Origin of the sequence: Bacteroides sp. M10, from assembly GCF_014334015.1 — a bacterium.
GTDB lineage: Bacteria > Bacteroidota > Bacteroidia > Bacteroidales > Bacteroidaceae > Bacteroides > Bacteroides intestinigallinarum.
On the sequence record NZ_CP060488.1, the window covers coordinates 564,566 to 581,697 of the forward strand.

15 protein-coding genes and 1 pseudogene are annotated in these 17,132 nt (G+C 43.2%); 11 read left to right on the forward strand and 5 right to left on the reverse strand.

Annotated features, from left to right (window positions below; translation table 11 throughout):
• Positions 1-90: 90 nt before the first annotated feature.
• The 4 genes and pseudogenes from H8796_RS25580 to H8796_RS02280 all read left to right on the forward strand — a co-directional run.
• Positions 91-819, forward strand: a pseudogene (locus H8796_RS25580) (DsrE/DsrF/DrsH-like family protein); the annotation flags it as partial.
• 31 nt (positions 820-850) lie between these two features.
• Complete coding sequence (locus H8796_RS02270; protein ID WP_004296191.1) at positions 851-1,204, forward strand: MarR family winged helix-turn-helix transcriptional regulator; 354 nt, start codon at positions 851-853, stop codon at positions 1,202-1,204.
• A gap of 223 nt (positions 1,205-1,427) precedes the next feature.
• Complete coding sequence (locus tag H8796_RS02275; RefSeq protein ID WP_117936728.1) at positions 1,428-2,063, forward strand: DUF4136 domain-containing protein; 636 nt, start codon at positions 1,428-1,430, stop codon at positions 2,061-2,063.
• A 15-nt stretch (positions 2,064-2,078) separates the two neighbouring features.
• On the forward strand, positions 2,079-2,705 hold the full coding sequence (locus H8796_RS02280; RefSeq protein WP_004307005.1) for a porin family protein: 627 nt from the start codon (positions 2,079-2,081) through the stop codon (positions 2,703-2,705).
• 87 nt (positions 2,706-2,792) lie between these two features.
• On the opposite strand, the gene H8796_RS02285 is transcribed toward H8796_RS02280, so the two are convergent.
• From H8796_RS02285 to H8796_RS02295, 3 genes are read right to left on the reverse strand one after another with little or no spacing between them, the layout of a single operon-like run.
• A complete protein-coding gene (locus H8796_RS02285) occupies positions 2,793-5,804 on the reverse strand; it encodes a glycoside hydrolase family 3 N-terminal domain-containing protein (RefSeq protein WP_117936729.1) in 3,012 nt (1,003 codons plus the stop codon).
• The gene (locus H8796_RS02290) at positions 5,801-6,640 is read right to left on the reverse strand and encodes a bifunctional UDP-sugar hydrolase/5'-nucleotidase (RefSeq protein WP_117936731.1); all 840 of its coding nucleotides are present in this window, start codon (positions 6,638-6,640) and stop codon (positions 5,801-5,803) included. The genes H8796_RS02285 and H8796_RS02290 overlap by 4 nt, the downstream gene beginning before the upstream one ends.
• Before the next feature lie 25 nt (positions 6,641-6,665).
• A complete protein-coding gene (locus tag H8796_RS02295; protein WP_117936733.1) occupies positions 6,666-7,451 on the reverse strand; it encodes a 5'-nucleotidase C-terminal domain-containing protein in 786 nt (261 codons plus the stop codon).
• 155 nt (positions 7,452-7,606) lie between these two features.
• On the opposite strand from H8796_RS02295, the gene rplS reads away from it, so the two are divergent.
• Complete coding sequence (gene rplS, locus H8796_RS02300; RefSeq protein ID WP_117936735.1) at positions 7,607-7,957, forward strand: 50S ribosomal protein L19; 351 nt, start codon at positions 7,607-7,609, stop codon at positions 7,955-7,957.
• 273 nt (positions 7,958-8,230) lie between these two features.
• Here the strand turns inward: rplS and H8796_RS02305 are convergent, their stop codons facing one another.
• Positions 8,231-9,211, reverse strand: coding sequence for an ROK family protein (locus H8796_RS02305; RefSeq protein ID WP_117512773.1), 981 nt, complete (start codon positions 9,209-9,211; stop codon positions 8,231-8,233).
• Between the two features lie 179 nt (positions 9,212-9,390).
• Here H8796_RS02305 and H8796_RS02310 point away from each other — a divergent pair, with 179 nt between their 5' ends.
• The 6 genes from H8796_RS02310 to msrB all read left to right on the forward strand — a co-directional run bounded on the left by H8796_RS02310 (position 9,391) and on the right by msrB (position 16,327).
• Positions 9,391-10,107 carry an ABC transporter ATP-binding protein gene (locus H8796_RS02310; RefSeq protein ID WP_004296202.1) on the forward strand — a complete coding sequence of 239 codons (717 nt, stop codon included), beginning with the start codon at positions 9,391-9,393 and terminating at the stop codon, positions 10,105-10,107.
• Between the two features lie 72 nt (positions 10,108-10,179).
• The gene (locus H8796_RS02315; protein ID WP_117936736.1) at positions 10,180-11,439 is read left to right on the forward strand and encodes an ABC transporter permease; all 1,260 of its coding nucleotides are present in this window, start codon (positions 10,180-10,182) and stop codon (positions 11,437-11,439) included.
• 4 nt (positions 11,440-11,443) lie between these two features.
• The gene (locus H8796_RS02320; protein WP_117936738.1) at positions 11,444-12,685 is read left to right on the forward strand and encodes an ABC transporter permease; all 1,242 of its coding nucleotides are present in this window, start codon (positions 11,444-11,446) and stop codon (positions 12,683-12,685) included.
• A gap of 80 nt (positions 12,686-12,765) precedes the next feature.
• Positions 12,766-13,866, forward strand: a complete 1,101-nt coding sequence (locus tag H8796_RS02325; RefSeq protein ID WP_117936740.1) for an efflux RND transporter periplasmic adaptor subunit — start codon at positions 12,766-12,768, stop codon at positions 13,864-13,866.
• Between the two features lie 9 nt (positions 13,867-13,875).
• Positions 13,876-15,213 carry a TolC family protein gene (locus tag H8796_RS02330; RefSeq protein WP_117936778.1) on the forward strand — a complete coding sequence of 446 codons (1,338 nt, stop codon included), beginning with the start codon at positions 13,876-13,878 and terminating at the stop codon, positions 15,211-15,213.
• An 85-nt stretch (positions 15,214-15,298) separates the two neighbouring features.
• A complete protein-coding gene (msrB, locus tag H8796_RS02335) occupies positions 15,299-16,327 on the forward strand; it encodes a peptide-methionine (R)-S-oxide reductase MsrB (protein ID WP_117936742.1) in 1,029 nt (342 codons plus the stop codon).
• A gap of 138 nt (positions 16,328-16,465) precedes the next feature.
• On the opposite strand, the gene H8796_RS02340 is transcribed toward msrB, so the two are convergent.
• Positions 16,466-16,981, reverse strand: a complete 516-nt coding sequence (locus H8796_RS02340; protein ID WP_009000159.1) for a DUF3836 domain-containing protein — start codon at positions 16,979-16,981, stop codon at positions 16,466-16,468.
• Positions 16,982-17,132: the final 151 nt, after the last annotated feature.

Sequence of the window (17,132 nt, forward strand, 5' to 3'; positions counted from 1 at the left end):
ATACAGCAGGAAACTGCTTCCCAAGCCAGTCAGCCCAACGTTTCTACGGCTCCCGTCACTGCTGCTGTAACTGATGCTTCTACTACCCCTGCCAAAACAATCCGGGTGGATGCCTGCGGGTTGCAATGTCCCGGTCCGATTCTGAAAATGAAAAAAACAATGGATACACTGGTTTCAGGCGAACGGGTGGAAATCACCTCAACCGATCCTGGTTTTCCGCGCGACGCCGCCGCATGGTGCAGTTCGACGGGTAATCAATTGATTTCGAAAGATACCTCCGGAGGAAAATCTATTGTTGTAATAGAAAAAGGAGAACCAAAATCGTGCAATATTGTTACTTCATGTGAGGGCAAAGGAAAAACCTTCATCATGTTTAGTGATGATTTGGATAAAGCCTTAGCTACTTTTGTACTGGCAAACGGTGCAGCAGCTACGGGACAAAAGGTCACCATCTTCTTTACTTTCTGGGGACTGAACGTTATCAAGAAGTTGCACAAACCGGAAACCAAAAAGGATATTTTCGGAAAAATGTTTGGTATGATGCTGCCTTCCAGCTCCAAGAAACTGAAACTTTCTAAGATGAGCATGGGCGGAATGGGCGGAAAAATGATGCGGTATATCATGAACAAGAAAGGGATTGATTCACTGGAATCTTTGCGCCGGCAAGCTCTGGAAAACGGTGTGGAATTTATCGCTTGCCAGATGTCAATGGATGTGATGGGAGTAAAACAAGAAGAACTCCTGGACGAGGTAACAATTGGCGGTGTAGCAACGTATATGGAACGGGCGGATAACGCAAACGTTAATCTATTTATTTAAAAAATGAACTAATAAAATATTCAAATAAGGTATGAAAACAATATGTGCAATGCGTGATGTTTTCAAAGCAATGGGAAACTTTGAAACAGCATTTGAAAAAATGTACCAGATAACGCTAAATGAAGCAATGATATTGTGTGCCCTCAAAGAGGCGTCGGAGAAAGTGACAGCTACCAACCTGTCCAAACAAACCGAGTTAAGCCCCTCACACACATCTAAAATGCTGCGAATACTGGAGGAAAAAGGACTGATCGTCCGGTCGCTCGGAAGCGAAGACCGGAGACAGATGTACTTCCACCTGACCCATACGGGCAAGCAGCGAGTAAATGAACTGGAACTTGATAAAGTAGAGATACCCGATCTACTTAAACCCCTGTTTAAATAAACGGATTTTCAAACAATTATCTGTAAATAATGAACGGTGAACAAACTCCCTGATAATGGGGCAGAGTGCTCACCGTTTTTCTTTAGACAGGGCAAAAGATATATGTTAATTTTCCGGCAAAAGAAATTTCCATCTGAACCTTTTTCCACCTTTCTTGTTGTTTCTATCAAAAGCCCAAGGTACCTGGGCGCGATTTTTATATAACCTAAACATTATAAAAGATATGAAGAAATTAATTCCTATTTTATTGGCGGTCTTTGCACTCGCTTCATGTGAAAAAGACCCGGACATGGGTAAGCTGGATGACAATTATCTGGTATACACTAACTACGACAAGAAAGCCGATTTCAAAGTTCCAACATTCTATCTGGCACCCCAGATTCTGGTGATTAGTGACAGTAAAGAACCGGAATATCTCGAAGGTGAAGGCGCAGAACAAATTCTGGCTGCTTATACAGATAACATGAAAGCTAGAGGCTACGCAGCAGCAGAAGATCAGGAAAGCGCAGATCTTGGTATCCAAGTGAGCTACATCGCAAGTACTTATTATTTCACCAGCTACGCACAACCTGAATGGTGGTGGGGTTATCCCGGTTACTGGGGACCTGGCTACTGGGGTGGCAACTGGGGTGGTGGATGGTACTACCCGTACGCTGTAACCTATAGTTATAGTACCAATTCCTTCCTGACAGAAATGGTGAACTTGAAAGCTGAACAAGGAGACAGTAAAAAACTGCCTGTTGTATGGACAAGTTATCTGACCGGATTTGAGACTGGTTCCAAAGCTATCAACCGCACTCTTGCAGTAGAAGCTGTCAACCAATCATTCACTCAGTCACCTTATCTTACTAACAAATAATCAACTACAACTGTTATGAAAACAAGAAAAAATATATACTTCAAGGTAGTAGCCTTGGCGGCTATTGCCATCGCCTTCGCTATGCCGGCTAAGGCACAGCTATCAGACAACGGATATGCGAATATCGACTGGCAGTTCAACGCTCCGTTAAGTAATCATTTTGCAGATAAAGCAAGTGGTTGGGGTATGAACTTCGAAGGTGGTTATTTCGTGACTCCTAACATTGGCTTGGGTCTTTTCCTGAACTATCACAGCAACCACGAATATGTAGGTCGCGAAACCTTTCAAATGGGTGCCGGTGAAGTTACTACCGACCAGCAGCATACTATTTTCCAATTGCCTTTCGGTGCTGCTGCACGTTACCAGTGGAATCGTGGCGGATCTTTCCAACCTTATGTCAGTGCTAAATTAGGTGCTGAATATGCAAAAGTCCGCTCTAACTTCAATATGCTGGAAGCAAGAGAAAACAGCTGGGGATTCTATGCTTCTCCTGAAGTAGGTATCAATGTATTCCCATGGGTTTACGGACCGGGCTTGCACTTTGCTTTGTACTACAGCTATGGTACCAACAAAGCTGACGTACTGCATTACAGTGTAGACGGATTGAGTAACTTCGGTTTCCGCCTGGGTGTATCGTTCTAAAAAGAACTGCAACTATCAGAATAGTACGTTAATAATAAAAAAGGTAAAAGGTAGCTTTTAATATAGGCACCTTTTACCTTTCTTTTTTTATTTTTTCTTCATCGCATCATAAATAGCTCCCTGTATTCGCTCACGAATGTGCAGCTGGTTCAATTTGCGGTTCGTTACGTCCGGATAAATCCGGTTGCTAAGGAATACATAAACCAGTTCATTCACCGGGTCCACCCATGCACATGTACCGGTAAATCCGGTATGGCCATACACTTCGGCAGGTGCGGCAGGAGCACAATTCCCTTTCTTCGGATCATCTGCATCGGGCTTGTCAAAACCTAAACCACGCCGGCTGATCTTCGATGTTTCAGTAGTAAACAACTGGCAGGTTTCCTTACTTAGATAGCGTTGACCATCTATTTCCCCTCCATTCAGCAACATCTGATAAACGCGGGCTACATCACGGGCAGTAGAGAAAAGTCCGGCATTTCCGGCCAATCCGCCAAAGAAAGCGGAAGCCTCATCATGCACAACCCCCTGCAAAGTCTCTTTACGCAAGAAATGGTCTTTATTAGAAGGAACAATTTCCGATTTGGCAAAACGGCGTAAAGGCAAATAGCCTGTATGCTCCAACCCCATCGGCTCATAAAACTCACGTTGCAAATAGGCTTCCATAGGCATACCGGCCAATTGTTCCACCAACATTCCCAAGAGTATAAATCCGACATCACTATATACATAGCGCTTCTGCTTTAACGGAGCTTCTGCAATTTTCTCTTCTATCACCTTTCGGAAAGAACGATTTAACCACAAACTGTCACAGATCTGAACAGTATAATCACCGGTTTTGACGGAAGAAACATATTCACTTTTGAACTTGAATTTCGGATTCGCCCATGAAGTGGTCCCCAACTGTAACGGATGGTGTGCATCTTTTCGTGCACTGAATAACTTTCCATCATAACTATCCTTGTCAATAGCTTCCTGGTAGAAAGGAATCCAGGAGGGTAAACCGGACTGATGATACAGAATTTCCTGAATCGTTATATCTTTCTTATCAGTACGTTGTAAGAACGGCAAATGATCCGAAATCTTATCTGTCAGATTAAAACGTCCCTTGTCGTAGAGCTTCATAATGGCAAGCAAGGTGCCCGTCGTTTTTGAAAGGGAAGCCAGATCGTAGATATTCGTAGATTCGACACGAGAACTTCCTTTGCCCGTATAAGTACCGAAAGCCTTGTCGAACATGACATGACCGTTTTTCAGCACCACCACCTGGCAACCGGGATAGGCTCCCTGACGAATACCATCCAATGCAATGGAATCAATCCGTTTTAGATGAGCAGAGGAAAGCCCGTATTCTTCCGGAACGAAATGCAACGGTGTTTTGGGAGTAATGGTCACTCCTGCTCCCGCCGGGAACAGCTCTCCCAAACTTGCCGACAACTGTCCGTCTGCAGATGCCTTGGCAAATAACACATCTGCTACCTGGCGCTGCACATCACTACTATAGCTATGCCCCAGCACCACCGCCGAAGCATGAGCCACCGCACGCTGAATCTGCAACATCATCTTCCCGGGAGTAAAAAACAGATAAATGGCCGGGCTTTCGGGAACAAACTTCGCAAAGAAAGGCTGATAAGGAGCCAACCGCTGTTCGCTGACGGCTACAATGATCCGTTTATAGGTAGACAGAGAATCACGTAACCGCTGATTTTCCTCTTCCGTCTGATTGGCACGAAGGGAAAAACGAGCCAAAGACGTATAGCGGGAAAGTTGTTTCGCCAACGCATTAGTTTCTCCGGGATCTCCCACTTCGAGCAATGCAATCTTCTGTTCTTTGTCTGTATGCAGGGGGAGAATATGATTCTTATTGTTCAAAACGGTTATTGCCGCCAAGTTCAATCGGCGAACCAGATCACGTGTCTGCGGACTGTTAATGCGTTGTTCCAAGCCGGACAATTGTACATACGACTTTTTCTTGAGCCCCAACACATATTTATAAGTCAAGACCTTACGACATTTGCTCTCAATATCTTCGCGGGTCAACTCTCCTTTTTCAATAGCTTCCAGTACAGCCGGTATCTCTTCCTTCAAGTTTCGGGGAGACAATACCATGTCATTACCTGCTTTCAAAGCCTGCAAACTGACATATCCATTTCCCGCCACTCCTTTCATGGCAAGCGCATCCGTAAATATGAGTCCTTTGAACGCCAGTTCATCTGTCAGCAAATCGTATACGACATTGCGGGACAAGGAAGACGGAAGTCCACCAATCGGTTCTATCACCGGAACTTGCAAATGTCCTACCATCATACCGCCCAATCCGGCACGGATGGCTTCTTTAAAAGGATAAAGTTCTACACTATCCAGACGTTCACGAGTGAAAGGAAGTACCGGAAGCGCCTTATGCGAATCGACATCAGTATCTCCATGTCCGGGAAAATGTTTGCACACAGATAAAACCCCTCCGCTTTCCAAACCGGAAGCATAAGCGATTACCTTATCAGCCACCTGTATCGGATCTTCTCCAAAAGAACGGGTATTGATTACGGGATTTTCAGGATTTATATTCACGTCCGCCACCGGAGCAAAGTTGACCTGTACTCCAATCTGTCGACATTGACGAGCAACTTCACGCCCGTATTCATAGAGCAGCTTGTTGTCACGGATACATCCCAATACCATATTCCGTGGAAAAACAGGCATACCACGCAAACGCATGGCCAGTCCCCATTCTCCATCAAAGGTAATCATCAAAGGGACTTTAGCCTGCCGTTGCGCCCGGTTTGTCAGTTCAACCTGATTTTGCATCTTCCCACCGGAAAAAAGAAGTCCGCCCACTTTATAGGTGTCGATGACTTCGCGCAACAGTTCCAGATTTCGTTTGGTATCTACCGGGGCAATGGTATAGATGAACAACTGCCCTACCTTTTCTTTAAAGGAAAGCTTATCCATAACCGAATCAACCCAGTGCCGGCAGTCCTTGTCCTGAAGGGCTTTATATACCAGCAGAGGTTCAACGGTTGTAGCATTCTGCGCCGGACTTGAAACCGTGCCGGCCGCAATAAGGAATAAAAGCGTTACTATTGAGGGGATTATCTTCATTTATGTTTCAAAGTCAAATCGAGACGGCCTACACGAACACCATTTTTTCCCGTGTGCATAACAGGCACCTCTTTTCCGTCCATATTCAAGTATGTTTTGGGGCCTTTCATAAATGTATGAGAGTGCCCGCCCAGAATCACGTCGATATTGCGTGTTCCGGCAACCAGATGTTCATCCATTTGAATGCCCAGATGAGACAGGCATACTACCAAATCACAACCTTCTTCGTCTTTCAACAAAGCAGCTATTTCGTTGGATACGCGGATAGGATCTTCATAAACGACTCCTTCGCATTTATTAGCCTGAATCATCCCTTCGGGTTGGGTTCCAAGGCCAAACACACCAATTCTCAAACCATATTTCTCAAGAACGACGTAGGGTTTAACTATATCTTTCAATACCGTAGCATCCAGATTATAGTTGGCACAAACAACCGGGAAATTAGCCATCTTGAAAATGCGTTCCATATTATCCACATCGAAATCAAACTCATGGTTACCGATAGTCATAGCATCATAACCCATTTCATTCATTAGTTTAACTTCCACTTCTCCGCGGAACATATTATAATAAGGTGTTCCCTGAGAAATATCTCCGCAGTCGAAAAGCAGCACATTCTTATGCTCCTTACGAAACTGTTCGAGAAAAGCAGCCCGGCGAAGAAAACCGCCTTTGTTATAGTATTCGTCCCCCTTCTGATTGACAGGTTCGATACGGCTATGCACATCGCTTGTTTGTAAAATAATCACTTCTTTGGTATCCTTATCCTGCGCAAAAATTGAGAAAGTAAAGCTCAATGCAATACATAACAGGAATAATATCTGAATTCTTTTCATATTCAATATTTTTAGATTCTCCTTTTTATTTTATGGTAATACGTCCATCCAGTTTGGAGGTAATCGCTTTGCCTTCGGCAGTCTGTTTGCGTACATAATCAAGAAATAGTCCGCGTAAGGTTGCGTTTTCGGGGCATACTCTCTTTTCTGCCTGCAGGAAAGCATCCATCCGTCCGTTTCCATCTGCCAGATAATCGATAGTGGCCACCGTGTAAAGCTGGTCATCCTTTAGTGGTTTTTCACCGACAAAGGCGTTCAGCAACTTTCCATCTTTGGTGATTTCAAGGCGGATACCGCTCACTCCTTCTCCGTGCAGAGATGCAATCGCTTCAAAAAGACGTCTCAAGTCTGTTCCTTTCATAGTCAATACGCAAAGAGAATTCTCAAAAGGAAGAATTTCAAACACATCGCCTACTGTGATATCCCCTTCGGGCAAGATATTGCGCAAGCCGCCCATGTTTACCAATCCCATATCGGCAGGTTTCCCCAACACCTGAACCGCTGCTTGCTGTAAAACACCTGCAACAAGGTCGGAAAGCAAACTTTCAGGAGCTCCTTTTTCCATTTTCATCGCACTGGTACCGATGACTTCATACATCATCGCGTCTACCTTTTCCTTATAAGGCTTTAATATTTCGGCAGCTTTCGCATTGGGATGGGTGTCCCAAACAGAATCAATTGTTATCATGCTACCCTCTACTTTAGTTACTTCGTACTGAGCCGTAGTCTCGCGTGCGGTCCGGCAGGAAGTAAACAGGAAGCCTCCTGCCAACGCTGCCACCATCAGATACTTTGCATAAGTCTGTTTCATGTTCGCTATTTTTAGATATGCTACAAATATACAAAAACATTTGGCTATCTGGCAAATAATTCGTTACTTTGCACCGCTTTCGCGCAATCGCTGTCAAGAGAAGAGATACTTGGTATGTTGCGTTGTAACGATGAAACAATTTAATAATAACAACAATGGATTTAATTAAAATTGCAGAAGAAGCATTCGCTACCGGAAAACAGCACCCGAGCTTCAAAGCAGGAGACACTGTAACAGTAGCATATCGTATTATTGAAGGTAACAAAGAACGTGTACAGCTGTACCGTGGTGTTGTTATCAAAATCGCCGGTCACGGAGAGAAAAAACGTTTTACTGTACGTAAAATGTCAGGAACTGTAGGCGTAGAAAGAATTTTCCCAATCGAATCACCGGCTATCGATAGCATCGAAGTGAACAAGGTAGGTAAAGTTCGTCGCGCTAAATTGTACTACCTGCGTGCTCTTACTGGTAAGAAAGCTAGAATCAAAGAAAAAAGAGCTAACTAATAAGCCGAACTTTTCGATTCGAAATAAAAAAGGGAACTTCATTATGAGGTTCCCTTTTTTATTGTGCATTTTCTCAAACATTCTCATGCCCATGAGAAAAAATTCTCACTGCAATGAGAATAATTTCTCATAGGTATGAGAATATTTTCTCACTACGGTGAGAATAACCCTTTGTCTGAATAAGCCGTATACGTCAGAAAGGACTAAATAAAACAAAGCCCCGAAAGTCATAAACTCCCGAGGCTCCATTACCTTTATTATAATAATGAAATGTTATTCTTTCAAATCTTTCAGTTCCCAAGCCAATGCACTGGCGCCCAGTACAGCAGCATCAGAATCCTTCAATTCGGAAACGAGCAATTTAGTCTTACCTTTATAGATATTCAGGATATTATCATCAATTGATTTCTGAATTGGTTTCATGATATAGTCACCGGACTTAGCCAAACCACCGAACAATACAATTGCTTCAGGGCTGGAGAATGCAATAGCATCTGCCAGTGCTTCACCCAAGATGTTACCTGTAAAGCTAAAGATTTCCTGTGCCAGTTTATCACCTTGTACAGCTGCATCATACACATCTTTTGAAGTGATGTTTTCTGCAGGAATGTTACGAAGCAAGCTAGCATCCGTACGGGCAGCAAGGAATTCGCGGGCTGTACGAGCTACACCGGTAGCCGAGCAGTAAGTTTCCAGACATCCCTTACGGCCACAACCGCAAAGACGACCATCGCGACGGGCGATAACGTGTCCCAACTCACCTGCAAAACCGTCATGACCATACACCATCTGACCGTTGATAACGATACCGCTACCCACACCAGTACCCAGTGTAATCATGATAAAGTCTTTCATACCACGGGCAGCACCGTAAGTCATTTCACCGATAGCAGCAGCGTTTGCGTCGTTTGTCAAAGCAGTGGGGATACCCAGTCTTTCTTCAAACATGGCAGCCAACGGAAGAATTCCCTTCCAAGGCAGGTTCGGAGCAAATTCAATCGTTCCCGTGTAGTAGTTGCCATTCGGAGCACCGATACCAATACCTCTGATTTTATCAACACCACCATTAGCAATAATCAATGGAAGCAGACTTTTACACACTTCATCAGCGTATTCTTCTACTGTAGGGTAACCAGATGTTTTGATTGAACTGCTGGCAATAATAGTTCCGCGTGCGTCTACAATTCCAAAGACGGTATTCGTTCCGCCAATGTCAATACCTACTACGTAGGGTTTTTCCATGTTTGAATTCATGATACTTTTATTTAAAAGGGTTAGTTAATCATTAAGTTTACTGCACACAAATTACGTAAAGAAGATTGAGTCTACAAAATGTTTTTTGAAAAAAGTTCAACCTGTTTGCAACTTTTCGTATCTTTCGCACGTCTAATAGTAGAAAATTATCAGAAAACAGAAACTAAATAAAGAAAATTGTGATACAACTAACGAATATCAACAAGACCTACAACAACGGAGCGCCTCTCCATGTACTTAAAGGTATCAATCTCAACATCGAACAGGGAGAATTTGTTTCTATCATGGGAGCATCCGGGTCTGGGAAATCAACGTTACTCAACATCTTGGGAATTCTGGACAACTACGATACCGGAGATTATTACCTGAACAACGTACTCATCAAGAACTTGAGCGAAACCAAAGCCGCCGAATACCGGAACCGTATGATCGGATTTATCTTCCAGTCATTCAATCTGATTTCCTTTAAAGATGCCGTAGAGAATGTAGCACTTCCTTTATTTTACCAGGGGATAAGTCGCAAAAAACGAAATGCGCTTGCCTTGGAATATCTCGACCGCCTGGGTTTAAAAGACTGGGCACATCACATGCCGAACGAAATGAGTGGCGGTCAGAAACAACGTGTAGCCATTGCGCGAGCTTTAATCACTCAACCACAAATCATTCTGGCAGATGAACCAACAGGAGCCTTGGACAGTAAAACTTCTGTGGAAGTAATGCAGATTCTGAAAGATCTTCATAAACTGGGAATGACGATTGTCGTTGTCACCCACGAAAGTGGAGTCGCCAACCAGACAGACAAGATTATACATATCAAAGATGGAATCATCGAACGTATTGAAGATAATATCGACCATGACGCTTCTCCTTTCGGAAAAGACGGGATTATGAAATAAGTATTAATTCCATGCGGCCACAGCGCAGCCTAATACTTAATACTTGATACTCATTACTTAATACTTAAAAAAATGATTGATATCTGGCAAGAAATATATAGTACCATCAAACGTAACAAGCTAAGGACTTTTCTCACAGGATTTGCCGTGGCATGGGGAATCTTTATGCTTATCGTCCTACTAGGTGCAGGTAACGGACTGATCCACGCATTCGAGCAATCGGCTTCCGAACGTGCCATGAACTCCATCAAGATTTTTCCGGGATGGACCAGTAAATCATACGACGGACTGAAAGAAGGAAGACGGGTGCAACTGGACAATAAAGACATGGATGCTACCAGTCATTATTTCCCGAATCATGTCATCAAGGCCGGAGCAACCGTGTGGCAGGGAGGCGTAAATCTTAGTTTCGGGCAAGAATACGTCAGCCTGAACCTTTCCGGCGTATATCCCAATCATACCGAGGTAGAAGTCGTGAAACTTTTCGAAGGACGTTTTATCAATGAAATCGATATCAAGGAACGCCGGAAAGTAATTGTACTCCATAAGAAAACAGCAGAAATCCTTTTTAACAAGACTCATACCGAGCCAATCGGACAGTTTGTCAATGCCGGAAATGTGGTTTATCAGGTAGTAGGTCTCTACAATGATAAAGGAGATAGCGGAGACAGTGATGCCTACATTCCTTTTACCACTCTGCAAACGATTTATAATAAAGGAGACAAGCTGAATAACCTGGTCATGACTACCAAAAATCTGGAAACAGTAGAGGCCAATGAGGCTTTTGAAGCCCATTACCGCAAAGTATTGGGAGCCAATCACCGGTTTGACCCTACGGACCACAGTGCCATCTGGATATGGAACCGGTTTACCAACTATCTGCAACAGCAGAAAGGTTCGGGCATGTTGCGTATCGCCATCTGGGTAATCGGTATCTTTACGTTGCTTAGCGGAATCGTTGGAGTTTCCAACATCATGCTGATTACCGTCAAAGAACGTACCCGCGAGTTTGGTATTCGTAAGGCTTTGGGAGCTAAACCACTTTCCATTCTCTGGTTGATTATCGTAGAGAGTGTCACCATCACCACCATATTCGGATATATCGGCATGGTAGCCGGTATCGGAGTGACCGAATGGATGAACAGCACTTTCGGTAATCAGACTATGGACACCGGAATGTGGACGGAAACCGTTTTCCTGAATCCGACAGTAGATATAAGAATCGCCATACAGGCTACACTCACATTAATAATAGCTGGTACGTTAGCCGGATTATTCCCTGCCCGAAAAGCAGTCAGCATCCGACCGATCGAAGCACTTAGAGCAGATTAAGACTATGAGAATAGACATGGATACCTGTGAGGAAATCCTCATTACCATTACAAGAAATAAAACGAGAAGCCTGCTGACTGCATTCGGTGTTTTCTGGGGAATCTTTATGCTCGTTGCCCTTATCGGCGGCGGGCAAGGATTGGAGGACATGATGAAAAAGAACTTTGAAGGATTTGCCACCAATTCCGGTTTCCTTGTCTCGCAAAGAACGGGCGAGGCTTACAAAGGCTTCCGCAAAGGAAGATGGTGGAATCTGGAATCTACCGATATCGACCGCCTTCGCTCCCAAGTGAAAGAGGTGGAGATCATTACTCCTTCCGTAGCCCGTTGGGGTTCCAAAGCTGTATACGAAGATAAGAAATATGATTGTAGCGTGAAAGGATTGTATCCGGATTATCTCCACATTGAATCGCAGGAAATGGCATACGGCAGGTTCATCAATGAGGTGGATATAAAGGAAGCACGCAAAGTATGTGTCATCGGAAAACGAATTTATGAAAGTCTTTTCAAACCGGGAGAAGACCCGTGTGGCAAATATGTAAGAGTAGATGGCATTTATTATCAAGTGATTGGCATGTCTTCTTCCGAAGGGGACATGAATATACAGGGACGGGCTTCGGAAGCTGTCACTCTTCCTTTCACTACGATGCAGCAAACATATAATCTGGGAGGACGAATTGATGTGATCTGTTTCACTGCGAAGCATGGAGTCAAAGTATCTGAAGTACAACCCAAAATGGAACAGGTCATCAAAGCCGCACATTATATCTCTCCGGATGACAAACAGGCTGTTATGTGCCTGAATGCCGAAGCCATGTTCTCTATGGTCGATAACTTGTTTACCGGTATCAACATACTGGTTTGGATGGTAGGATTGGGAACTTTGCTGGCAGGTGCCATCGGCGTATCCAATATTATGATGGTGACCGTCAAAGAACGTACCACTGAAATTGGGATCCGCCGGGCAATCGGTGCACGACCGAAAGATATTCTGCAACAAATTCTATCGGAAAGTATGGTACTTACCACCATTGCAGGAATGTGTGGAATATCCTTTGCCGTCATGGTGTTGCAACTTGTAGAGATGGGAGCCAACGCTGACGGAGGGGACGTCCGTTTTCAAGTCACTTTCGGACTAGCAATCGGCACTTGTGCCCTTCTAATTGCACTGGGAATGTTGGCAGGTCTGGCACCTGCTTACCGGGCCATGGCTATCAAACCGATTGAAGCGATTCGGGATGAATAAGGAAGTGGAACAGTTATCTGGATATGTGAGGAGTTTAGTTTCAATCATCAATCGTAAATAATAAAATTATAAATAAAATCATGAAAAAGTATCTGAAAATCACATTATTGGTAGTCGTTGCTATCATTCTTGTCGGAACATTCGTATTCCTTTATCAGAAATCCAAGCCTAAGGTAATCACTTACGAAACAGTTAGACCGGAAATGACTGATCTCCAAAAAACGACAGTAGCTACCGGAAAGGTGGAACCGAGAGACGAAATTTTAATCAAACCGCAAATTTCGGGTATTATCGACGAAGTATATAAAGAAGCCGGACAAGCCGTAAGAAAAGGGGAAGTTATTGCCAAAGTAAAAGTAATCCCTGAACTCGGACAACTGAATTCTGCAGAAAGTCGTGTGCGCCTGGCAGAAATTAATGCAACCCAGGCAGAAACGGATTTTGCCCGTGTGAAGAAGTTGTATGACGGTCAGTTAATCAGCCGGGAGGAATACGAGAAAAGTGAAGTGGCTTTGAAGCAGGCTCGCGAAGAGAGACAGACGGCCAAAGACAATCTGGAAATCGTAAAAGAAGGAATTACCAAAAACAGTGCCTCTTTCAGTAGCACGATGATTCGCTCTACCATTGACGGGTTAATTCTGGACGTACCTGTAAAAGCTGGTAATTCGGTGATTATGAGTAACACGTTCAATGATGGAACCACGATTGCTACGGTAGCCAACATGAACGACATGATTTTCCGCGGTAATATTGATGAAACAGAAGTGGGACGTATCCACGAACAAATGCCAATCAAACTGACCATCGGAGCTTTACAGAATCTGACTTTCAACGCTATTCTGGAATATATATCTCCCAAAGGGGTGGAAACCAATGGAGCCAACCAGTTTGAAATCAAAGCTGCGATTACCATTCCGGATTCTGTTCAAATTCGTTCCGGATATTCGGCTAATGCGGAAATCGTGTTACAAAGAGCCAATCAGGTATTGGCAGTGCCCGAAAGTACTGTTGAATTTAGTGGTGACTCTACATTTGTGTACATCATGACAGATTCAGTGCCCGAACAAAAGTTCCAGCGTACACAGGTGACTGCTGGTATGAGTGATGGAATCAAGATAGAAATCAAGAAAGGGGTAACCATTCAGGACAAAATACGTGGTGCAGAGAAAAAAGATAAATAATTGAATCCGATGAAAATAATTCGTAAAACCATATCAGCCCTTCTGCTTGCCGGAGTCGGAATCACCTCCATCCAGGCACAGAACAACTCTTCGCAAGCATGGACGCTGCGGCAATGTATCGACTATGCCATTGAGCATAATATAGAAATCCGTCAATCGGCCAATAATGTCGAAGCAGGCAAAGTGAGTGTAAACACCACTAAATGGGCACGCCTTCCGAATTTGAGCGGTAGTGCCAGCCAAAACTGGAGTTGGGGCCGTACTGCTTCTCCGATAGACAACTCGTATAGTGACATTAACAGCGCCAATACCAGTTTCAGCTTGGGAACAAACGTACCTATATTTACCGGTTTGCAATTGTCCAACCAATATTCACTTGCCAAACTAGATTTAAAAGCTGCCATAGAAGATTTGAATAAAGCCAGAGAAGATATTGCAATCAATGTCACTTCTGCTTATTTACAGGTTTTATTCAATCAAGAATTAAGTAAGATTGCTCATAATCAGGTCGATTTAAGCAAAGACCAGTTAAAACGTATTCAAGGTCTTCAGGGAGTGGGTAAGGCATCCTCTTCTGAAGTGGCCGAAGCACAAGCCCGTGTCGCACAGGATGAAATGACTGCTGTACAATCAGACAATACGTACAAACTATCCTTACTGGATCTCACCCAACTCTTGGAATTACCCACGCCTGAAGGATTTGTACTCGAAAACCCTAAGGAAGAATTAGAGTTCGAATCTCTCACTCCGCCGGATGACATATATACACAGGCACTTACTTACAAACCAAGCATTAAGGCTGCAGAATATCGTTTGCAAGGTAGTCTTAATAGTATTCGTATTGCCCAAAGTGCGTTTTATCCACAACTCTCTTTCAGTGCCGGTCTGGGAAGTAATTATTATACAGTTAGCGGAAGATCAGAAAGCAGCTTCGGCAGTCAGATGAAAAACAATCTGAATAAATATATAGGATTTAATTTGAGCGTGCCAATCTTCAACCGTTTTGCCACAAGAAACCGGGTACGCACCGCTCGTTTGCAACAAATAGATTTATCCTTGAAGTTGGATAACAGCAAAAAAGTACTCTATAAAGAAATTCAGCAAGCCTGGTACAATGCTCTGGCAGCAGAAAGTAAATACAACTCCAGTGAAGTGGCAGTAAAAGCCAACGAAGAGTCTTTCCGCCTGATGAGTGAGAAGTTCAATAACGGCAAGGCTACCTTTGTGGAATACAATGAAGCCAAACTTAATCTGACGAAAGCTCTTTCGGATAAGTTGCAGGCAAAATATGACTACCTGTTCCGGACTAAAATTCTGGATTTCTACAAAGGACAGGTCATTGAATAAAAAAGAAATAAAGTTGAGTTTAGTATAGTAGTTCCTTAAAACATATCCGTTGGTTCATTCGTTATTATAGAAAGAACTAACGGATATGAAGTATTTTATCGCTATAGTGATTGTAATGATTAGTAATACATTTTTAGGAGTTGCTAAACCAATGAAGAATCAAGCAGAAATCTATTTTGCGGGAGGATGTTTCTGGGGAACAGAACATTTCCTGAAACAAATTCGAGGAGTAGAAAGTACTCAGGTAGGATATGCCAACAGTAATGTTGCCAATCCGGGTTATGAACAGGTCTGTTCAGGAAAAACCAATGCTGCCGAAACAGTAAAGGTGGTTTATGATCCGAAAACAGTAGATTTGAATTTACTGCTCGATCTATATTTCAAGACAATCGATCCTACCAGCCTCAACCGGCAAGGTAATGACCGGGGAACACAGTATAGAACCGGAATTTATTATGTAGATAAAGAAGATCTCCCTGTCATCAAGCAGGCAATTCAATTATTATCCGCACAATATAAAACTCCTATTGTCCTAGAAGTAAAGCCATTGACAAATTTCTATCCGGCAGAGACTTACCATCAGGACTATCTGGATAAAAATCCGGGTGGATACTGCCATATCAATCCCGCTTTATTCGAAATGGCACGCAAAGCGAATGCGCCGAAAGCTAAAGTGTATCAAAAAGCGGATGATGCAACCCTTCGTAAGGAATTGTCGGCGGAACAATATGCCGTAACCCAAAAGAATGCCACCGAACCAGCTTTCCACAATGAATACTGGAATGAGCATCGTCCCGGCATTTATGTGGATATTACTACCGGAGAACCTCTGTTTGTCTCTACCGACAAGTTTGATTCAGGTTGCGGGTGGCCAAGCTTTTCCCAACCAATTCAAAAAGATCTAATCGCAGAAAAGAAAGATACTTCGCACGGCATGATACGTACGGAAGTACGCAGTAAAACCGGAGATGCTCATTTGGGACACGTATTCACAGATGGGCCGAAAGAGAAAGGTGGATTACGCTATTGCATCAATAGCGCTTCACTTCGTTTTATCCCGAAAGATAAAATGAAAGAGGAAGGTTATGGAGAATATCTACCACTCGTTAAATAGATATTGAAGAGTTACAAAAGCTAATCGTAACTGTTCATTAGAAAAACAGAACGGTGGATTATCCCATAAGGAAATCCACCGTTTTTAATGTAGTTAAATTAAAAGAGAGAGAAGGAGTTTCACAACTCCGATTTATTTTTATCTGCTGGCAGTCAGCAGAGTTGCTTCATTAGTTGCCGGAGTAGATACATTCATAGCCCAGCTAGCAGCGGATTCTTCAATCCATTTATCATTCCACTTATAGTTCATATAAGCAACCGGCATATTAGCGTCGTTCAGTTCATAAACGCTCTTTTCAACAGATGCGTCGTAAGCTCTGTGAGAGTCATTCCAGCGTGCATATACCAAAGTGATTTCATTAGATGAATAAGTATAATCAATTTTGAAGTACGGTATCCATTTTTCAGTAGAAGCATCCCATTTGAAAGCTTCTTTGGAAGACATTCTCTTCTGATCGTCATAGGTAAAATCATATTTCATGTGGCGATAGAGAGAACCATCGAGTCTGTAAATCACTTTCGATACTACAAGATCATCTACTCTTTCTTCATTAGTAATGAAGTTATTACCCTGTGCCTTCACTGTTGTATTAGCGATTCCTGCAAATACCATAGCAACTAAAACGATCATTCTGAATAATACTGTAGTCTTCATAATTGTATATTTTTTATTTGTTCAACATTCTGTTTTTGTTCTTCTGTTTATTAGACGGATCAAGCGTCTCAAACGGTTGCAACCTTCTGAAGTTTTTTTCATTTTTCTTCGTTGCCCGCTTGCGACTATAGAGATGCAACGAGCGTGCCAA

Bases quoted from the DNA above. Each gene is read 5' to 3' on its own strand.
- msrB (WP_117936742.1), top strand. From the start codon at position 15,299: ATGAAGTATTTTATCGCTATAGTGATTGTAATGATTAGTAATACATTT.
- H8796_RS02285 (WP_117936729.1), bottom strand. From the start codon at position 5,804: ATGAAGATAATCCCCTCAATAGTAACGCTTTTATTCCTTATTGCGGCC.
- H8796_RS02320 (WP_117936738.1), top strand. From the start codon at position 11,444: ATGAGAATAGACATGGATACCTGTGAGGAAATCCTCATTACCATTACA.
- H8796_RS02290 (WP_117936731.1), bottom strand. From the start codon at position 6,640: ATGAAAAGAATTCAGATATTATTCCTGTTATGTATTGCATTGAGCTTT.
- H8796_RS02340 (WP_009000159.1), bottom strand. From the start codon at position 16,981: ATGAAGACTACAGTATTATTCAGAATGATCGTTTTAGTTGCTATGGTA.
- H8796_RS02325 (WP_117936740.1), top strand. From the start codon at position 12,766: ATGAAAAAGTATCTGAAAATCACATTATTGGTAGTCGTTGCTATCATT.
- H8796_RS02295 (WP_117936733.1), bottom strand. From the start codon at position 7,451: ATGAAACAGACTTATGCAAAGTATCTGATGGTGGCAGCGTTGGCAGGA.
- H8796_RS02280 (WP_004307005.1), top strand. From the start codon at position 2,079: ATGAAAACAAGAAAAAATATATACTTCAAGGTAGTAGCCTTGGCGGCT.
- H8796_RS02275 (WP_117936728.1), top strand. From the start codon at position 1,428: ATGAAGAAATTAATTCCTATTTTATTGGCGGTCTTTGCACTCGCTTCA.
- H8796_RS02330 (WP_117936778.1), top strand. From the start codon at position 13,876: ATGAAAATAATTCGTAAAACCATATCAGCCCTTCTGCTTGCCGGAGTC.
- H8796_RS02305 (WP_117512773.1), bottom strand. From the start codon at position 9,211: ATGAATTCAAACATGGAAAAACCCTACGTAGTAGGTATTGACATTGGC.
- H8796_RS02270 (WP_004296191.1), top strand. From the start codon at position 851: ATGAAAACAATATGTGCAATGCGTGATGTTTTCAAAGCAATGGGAAAC.
- rplS (WP_117936735.1), top strand. From the start codon at position 7,607: ATGGATTTAATTAAAATTGCAGAAGAAGCATTCGCTACCGGAAAACAG.
- H8796_RS02315 (WP_117936736.1), top strand. From the start codon at position 10,180: ATGATTGATATCTGGCAAGAAATATATAGTACCATCAAACGTAACAAG.